1 protein-coding gene and 1 pseudogene are annotated in these 6,759 nt (G+C 76.7%); both read left to right on the forward strand.

Translation table 11 applies throughout. The features are described 5' to 3' along the window. Positions 1-3,333, forward strand: a 3,333-nt coding sequence (locus tag L6E12_RS33550; RefSeq protein WP_236231941.1) for a type I polyketide synthase, incomplete at its 5' end; no start/stop codon positions are given. A gap of 173 nt (positions 3,334-3,506) precedes the next feature. Beyond that, positions 3,507-6,759 (forward strand): annotated as a pseudogene (locus L6E12_RS33555) (type I polyketide synthase); the annotation flags it as partial.

The following is a 6,759-nucleotide window of genomic DNA, read 5'->3' on the forward strand; positions in this document are numbered from 1 at the left end:
CCCGCCGTGCTGCTGCCGCTGTCCGCGGGGACGGCGGCGGGGGTGGCCGAGCAGGCCGCGCGGCTGCGCGCCGCCCTCGCGGAGGGCTTCTCGCCGGTCGACGTCGCCGCGACCCTGGCCGGGCGCGCCGCGCTCGCGCACCGGGCCGCCGTCGTCGGCCGCACCGCCGAGGACCTGCTGGGGGGCTTGGCCGCGATCAGCCGCGACGAGCCCGCCGCCGGTGTCGTGCGCGGCGAGGCGACCGAGGTCGACGGCGTCGTGTTCGTCTTCCCGGGTCAGGGTTCGCAGTGGGTGGGCATGGCCCGTGAGTTGGCGGCGGAGTCGCCGGTGTTCGCGGCGCGCTTTGCCGAGTGTGCTGCGGCGTTGTCGGGATTCGTGGATTGGTCGTTGGACGAGGTCTTGGGCGATGCGGCGTTGTTGGAGCGCGTGGACGTCGTGCAGCCGGTGCTGTGGGCCGTGATGGTGTCGCTGGCCGAGGTGTGGCGGTCCTGGGGCATCCGGCCCGACGCGGTGGTCGGCCACTCGCAGGGGGAGATCGCTGCCGCCGTGGTGGCGGGCGCGCTGTCGCTTGAGGACGGTGCCCGGGTCGTGGCCCTGCGGTCGCAGGTGCTGCGGCGGCTGGCCGGGCGCGGCGGGATGGTGTCGGTCGCGCTGGGCGAGGCCGAGGCCCGCGAGCGGATCGCGCCGTTCGGGGAGCGGGTCTCGATCGCCGCGGTCAACGGCGCGTCGGCGGTCGTGGTCTCCGGCGAGCCCGCCGCGCTCGACGAGCTGGTGGCCGCGTGCGAGGCCGACGACGTGCGGGCCAAGCGGGTGCCCGTCGACTACGCCTCGCACTCCGCCCAGGTCGACGAGCTGCGAGCGGAACTGCTCGACGTGCTGGCCCCGGTCCGCCCCCGCGCGGGCGCGGTCCCGGTGCGCTCCACCCTGACCGGCCGCTTCGAGGACGGCACGGCCCTCGACGCCGACTACTGGTTCGCCAACCTGCGCTCGACGGTCCAGTTCGCCGACGCCGTCACCGAGCTGGCGGGGCACGCGTTCATCGAGTGCTCCCCGCACCCGGTGCTCACGATGGCCCTGCCGGACGGGGTCGTCGCCGTGGGCTCGCTGCGCCGCGGCACCGGCGGCCTCGACCGGATGCTGCTGTCGCTCGGTGAGGGCGTGGTGCGCGGCCTGGCGCCGGACTTCGCCGCGGTGGCCCCCGGCCACCGGGTCGACCTGCCCACCTACGCCTTCCAGCACGAGCGCTTCTGGCCGACCCCCGCCACCACCCGGGCCGCGGCGGGCTCGGCCGCCGACGCCGAGTTCTGGGCCGCGGTCGCGGAGCGGGACCCGGACACGCTCGCCGCCGCGCTGCGGGTCGACGCCGACGCCCGCCTCGCCGACCTGCTGCCCGCCCTCGCCGCCTGGCGCGAGCGCGGCACCGTCCGCGACACGCTGGACTCCTGGCGCTACCGCGTCACCTGGCACCAGCTACCCGAGCCCACCGCCGCGCTCGGTGGCCGCTGGCTGCTCGTGGTCCCCGAGGGCGGCGCCGCCGACCCGTGGGTGGACCCGCTGACCCGCGCGCTGACCGCCCGGGGCGCGCAGGTCTCCCGGGTCGACCTCACCGCGGGCCCGGCCGAGGTCGACCCGGCCGCGGTGGCGGGGGACTGGGACGGGGTGCTGTCGCTGCTGGCGCTCGACACCCGCCCGCTGCCCGACCACCCGGAGGTCACCGCGGCCCTGGTCGGGACCACCACCCTGCTGCGCACCGGGATCGCCGCCCCGCTGTGGTGCCTGACCAGGGGCGCGGTCGCCACCCGCCCCGGCGAGGCCCCCGACGACCTCGCCGCCGCCGGGGTCTGGGGCCTGGGCCGGGTCGCCGCCCTGGAGCACCCCCGCCGCTGGGGCGGTCTGGTCGACGTCCCCGCCACGCCCACCGACCGCGCCGCCGAGCGCCTGGCGGGCGTCCTCGCGGGGACGGAGGACCAGGTGGCCGTCCGCCCCTCGGGCGTGCACGCGCGCAGGCTCGTCCGCGCGCCGCTGGGCAGCGCGCCCGCCTCGGCGCAGTGGAAGCCGGAGGGCCGGGTGCTCGTCACCGGCGGCACCGGTGCGGTCGGCGGCCACGTCGCCCGCTGGCTCGCCGCCCGCGGCGCGGACAGCCTGCTGCTGATCAGCCGCCGGGGACCCGACGCCCCCGGCGCGGACGCCCTCGCCGCCGAGCTGCGGGCCACCGGTGCCGAGGTCGCGGTGGTGGCGTGCGACGCCGCCGACCGCGGCGCGCTCGCCACCGTGCTCGCCGAGCACCCGGTCAGCGCCGTCTTCCACACCGCGGGCGTGCTCGACGACGGCGTCCTGGACGCGCTGACCCCCGCAGGCGCCGCCACCGTCCTGCGCCCCAAGACCACCGCGACGCAGAACCTGCACGACTTGGTGGGCGAGGTGTCCGCGTTCGTGCTGTTCTCCTCGCTGGCCTCGACCACCGGCGGCGCGGGCCAGGGCAACTACGCCGCGGCCAACGCCCACCTCGACGCCTTCGCCGAGCGTCGCCGCGCCGCCGGGCTCCCCGCCACCTCGGTGGCCTGGGGCGCCTGGGGCGGCGGCGGGCTGGCCGAGCAGGAGACCCGGGCCGCCCGGATGCGCCAGGGCGGCCTTGCGCCGATGCCGCCCGAGCTGGCCATCGCCGCGCTGGAGCAGGCCATCGACCACGGCGACACCGCGGTCACCGTGGCCGACGTCGACTGGGCGCGGTTCAGCGCCGGGTTCGCCGCCACCCGCCCCAGCCCGCTGATCGGCACCATCCCCGAGGCCGCGGCCCCCGACCCGGCCGAGCGCCCGCAGGCCGCGACCGGGCTGCGCGCCCGCCTCGCCGGGCTCGACCAGCGGGCCGCCGCCGACGTGGTGCTCACCGAGGTGCGCGAGCAGATCGCCGCCGTGCTCGGCCGCTCCGGCGGTGGGGACGTCCCGGCGACCAAGCCGCTCAAGGAGCTCGGGTTCGACTCGTTGACCGCGGTGGACCTGCGCAACCGGCTCGCCGCCGCGTGCGGGCTGGACCTGCCCGCCACGCTGGTGTTCGACCACCCCACCGCCGAGGCCGTGGCCGCCCTGCTCACCGGGCGGCTGGTCGCCGGGGCCGACCCGGCTGCCGACGCCCTGCGCGACCTGGCCGGGCTGGAGGCCGCGCTGGCCGCCGACGCCCTCGACGCCACCACCCGCACCCGGGTCCTGACCCGGCTGCGCGCCCTGCTCGACGACCCGGCCGAGGCCGGGTCCGGCGGTGACCCCGCCACCTTCGACGACGCGACCGACGACGAGATGTTCGACCTCCTCGGCACCAAGTTCGGCATCTCCTGAACCGGCCCAGGGCGACGGAAAGGACCCCGCAGATGTCCCAGTCCCACCCCGGGCAGCAGAGCACCGCGGCCAACCAGCAGAGCACGGAGGCCAAGCTCCGGCACTTCCTCAAGCGCGCCACCGCGGAGCTGGAGACCGCGCACGAGCGGCTGCGCGCCGCCGAGGAGCGCGCCGGTGAGCCGATCGCGGTCGTCGGCATGGCCTGCCGCTTCCCCGGCGGCGTCACCAGCCCCGAGGACCTGTGGGACCTGGTGGCCGCGGGCGGCGACGCCACCGGCGACCTGCCCACCGACCGCGGCTGGGACATCGACGCCCTCTACGACCCCGAGGGGACGCGCGCGGGCACCTTCTACGCCGCGCGCGGCAGCTTCCTCGACGCCGCCGCCGAGTTCGACCCTGGCTTCTTCGGCATCTCCCCGCGCGAGGCCGTCGCCATGGACCCGCAGCAGCGGCTGCTGCTGGAGACCTCCTGGGAGGCCGTCGAGCGCGCCGGGCTGGACCCGGTGTCGCTGCGCGGCACCGAGACCGGCGTGTTCATCGGCACCAACGGGCAGGACTACACCAGCCTGGTCGTCGAGGCCGGGGACGCCGTGGACGGGCACCTGCTCACCGGCAACGCCGCCAGCGTCATCTCCGGCCGCGTCGCCTACACCCTGGGCTTGGAGGGGCCGACCGTCTCCGTCGACACCGCGTGCTCGGCCTCGCTGGTGTCGCTGCACCTGGCCGTGCAGGCGCTGCGCGCGGGGGAGTGCTCGCTGGCGCTGGCGGGCGGCGCCACCGTCATGGCCACGCCCGCGCTGTTCATCGAGTTCTCCCGCCAGCGCGGCATGTCCACCGACGGCCGCTGCCGGGCCTTCGCCGACGCCGCCGACGGCACCGGCTGGGGCGAGGGCGCGGGCGTGCTGCTGCTCGAACGCCTCTCCGACGCCCAGCGCAACGGCCACCAGGTGCTCGCCGTCGTGCGCGGCTCGGCGGTCAACCAGGACGGCGCCTCCAACGGGCTCACCGCCCCCAACGGGCCCGCCCAGCAGCGCGTCGTGCTCAAGGCCCTGGACAACGCCCGCCTGACCCCCGCCGACGTCGACGCCGTCGAGGCGCACGGCACGGGCACCCGCCTCGGTGACCCGATCGAGGCCCAAGCCCTGCTGGCCACCTACGGCCAGGACCGCGCCACCCCGCTGCTGCTGGGGTCGATCAAGTCCAACATCGGCCACACCCAGGCCGCCGCGGGTGTGGCCGGTGTGATCAAGATGGTGATGGCCCTGCGCCACGGCGTGCTGCCCGAGACGCTGCACGTCGACGCCCCGACGACGCAGGTCGACTGGTCGGCGGGCGCGGTGGAGCTGCTGACCGCCTCCCGCCCCTGGCCCTCGGTCGACCGCCCCCGCCGCGCGGGCGTGTCCGCCTTCGGCGTGAGCGGCACCAACGCGCACGTCGTGCTGGAGCAGGCCCCGCAGGCCCCCGGGGTCGCGACGGGGAGCACCCCCTCGGCGCCTGCCGGGCTCGCGGTGTGGCCGTTGTCGGCGCGGTCGGACAAGGCCCTGCGCGGGCAGGCCGCGGCGTTGGCCGAGCGCTTGGACGCCGGGTTCTCGCCCGCCGACGTGGCCGTGTCACTGGCCGGGCGCGCCGCGTTCGAGGATCGGGCGGTCGTCGTCGGGTCGGCCGACGAGCTGGTGGCCGGTCTCGGGTCGCTGGGCGTGCGGGGAACCGCCACAGCCGGGCGGACGGCGTTCGTGTTCACCGGTCAGGGGTCGCAGCGGGCGGGCATGGGTCGGGAGTTGGCGGCGGTGTTCCCGGTGTTCGGTGCCGCGTGGGATGAGGTGGTGGGTCTGTTTCCGGCTGGGGTGCGGGAGGCGATCACCGAAGGTACGCGGATTGATGAGACGCAGTTCGCGCAGCCTGCGATTTTTGCTTTTGAGGTTGCGATGGTGCGGTTGTTTGGTTCGTGGGGTGTTCGTCCGGATGTGGTGATCGGGCATTCGGTGGGTGAGATTGCTGCGGCGTGGGCTGCTGGGGTGTTTTCGTTGGAGGGTGCTGCGGCGTTGGTGGTGAAGCGTGGCGCGTTGATGGGGGCGGTGACCGCTCGGGGGGCGATGGCGGCCATCGGGCTGCCGGAGTCGGCGGTCGAGCTGCTGGAGGGCGTCGAGCTGGGTGCGGTCAACGGCCCGGATTCCGTTGTGGTGTCGGGTGATGCGGACGCGGTTGCGGCGATGGTGGACGAGCACAGGGCGCGTGGGGTCAAGGCGTCGTTGTTGAAGGTGAGCCACGCGTTCCACTCCGCGCACATGGACGAGGTGCTGGCCGAGTTCGAGACCTTTGTGGACGGTGTGGAGCGCGGGCGGGCCCAGGTCGGGTTCATCGGCGTCGCGGGGGAGGAGGACCCGGGCGACACCGCCTACTGGGTCGGCAACGTCCGCCGCACGGTCCGCTTCGCCGACGGCGCGGCCCGCCTGGACGCCGTGCACGTGCTGGAGGTCGGACCCGCCGCCGCGCTGACCCCGGTCGTCGAGGGCTGCGTCCCCGCCCAGCGCAAGGACACCGACGAGGTCCGCGCCGCCCTCCGCGCCGCGGGCGAGCTGTGGACACGCGGGCGCACCGTGGACTGGGCCGCCCTCACCGGCCCCGGCACGCGCGTCGACCTGCCCACCTACGCCTTCCAGCGCAGCCGCTACTGGGTCAAGCAGACCCCCAAGGACCTCACCGACGGCTGGCGCTACCGGGTCGACCGGACCCCGGTCGGCCTCCCCGCAGGCGACCCGGCGGGCGACTGGGCGGTCGTCGGCGACGACCCGATCGGCCTCGGCGCCGTCGCGGTCGAGGACGCCACCGGCGTGCTCGCGGTCGACCCGACCCTGCCGGAACTGCTGGACCTCGTGCAGCGGCTCGTCGCCGCGGGCAGCACCGCCCGGCTCTGGCTGGCCACCACCACCCCGGCCGCCGACGTGCACGGCTTCGGCCGCGCCGTCGCCCTGGAGCAGCCCGGCCTGTGGGGCGGCGGCATCGAGCTGCGCCCCGGCTACCGCGCCGCCGACCTGCGCGCCGCGCTCGCCCAGACCGCGGAGGACCAGCTCACCCTCGGCCCGGACGGCGCCAAGGCCCGCCGGGTCGTGCGCGCCGCCCCGCCCAGGTCCACGTGGAAGCCGCGCGGCACCGTCCTGATCACCGGCGGGCTCGGCGCCGCGGGCGCGGCCACCGCCCGGTGGTGCGCGGAGAACGGCGCGGACCACCTGCTGCTGCTCGGCAGGCGCGGCCTCGACACCCCCGGCGCCCCCGAGCTGCGCGACGAGCTGACCGCGCTGGGCACCCGCGTCACCGTCGTCGCCTGCGACGCCGCCGACCGCGCCGCCCTCACCGCCCTGTTCGACGAGCACGACGTGCGCGCGGTCATCCACACCGCGGGCGTGCTCGACGACGGGGTCGTCACCG

The sequence above is a fragment of the Actinokineospora sp. PR83 genome, assembly GCF_021056305.1.
Lineage (GTDB): Bacteria > Actinomycetota > Actinomycetes > Mycobacteriales > Pseudonocardiaceae > Actinokineospora > Actinokineospora spheciospongiae.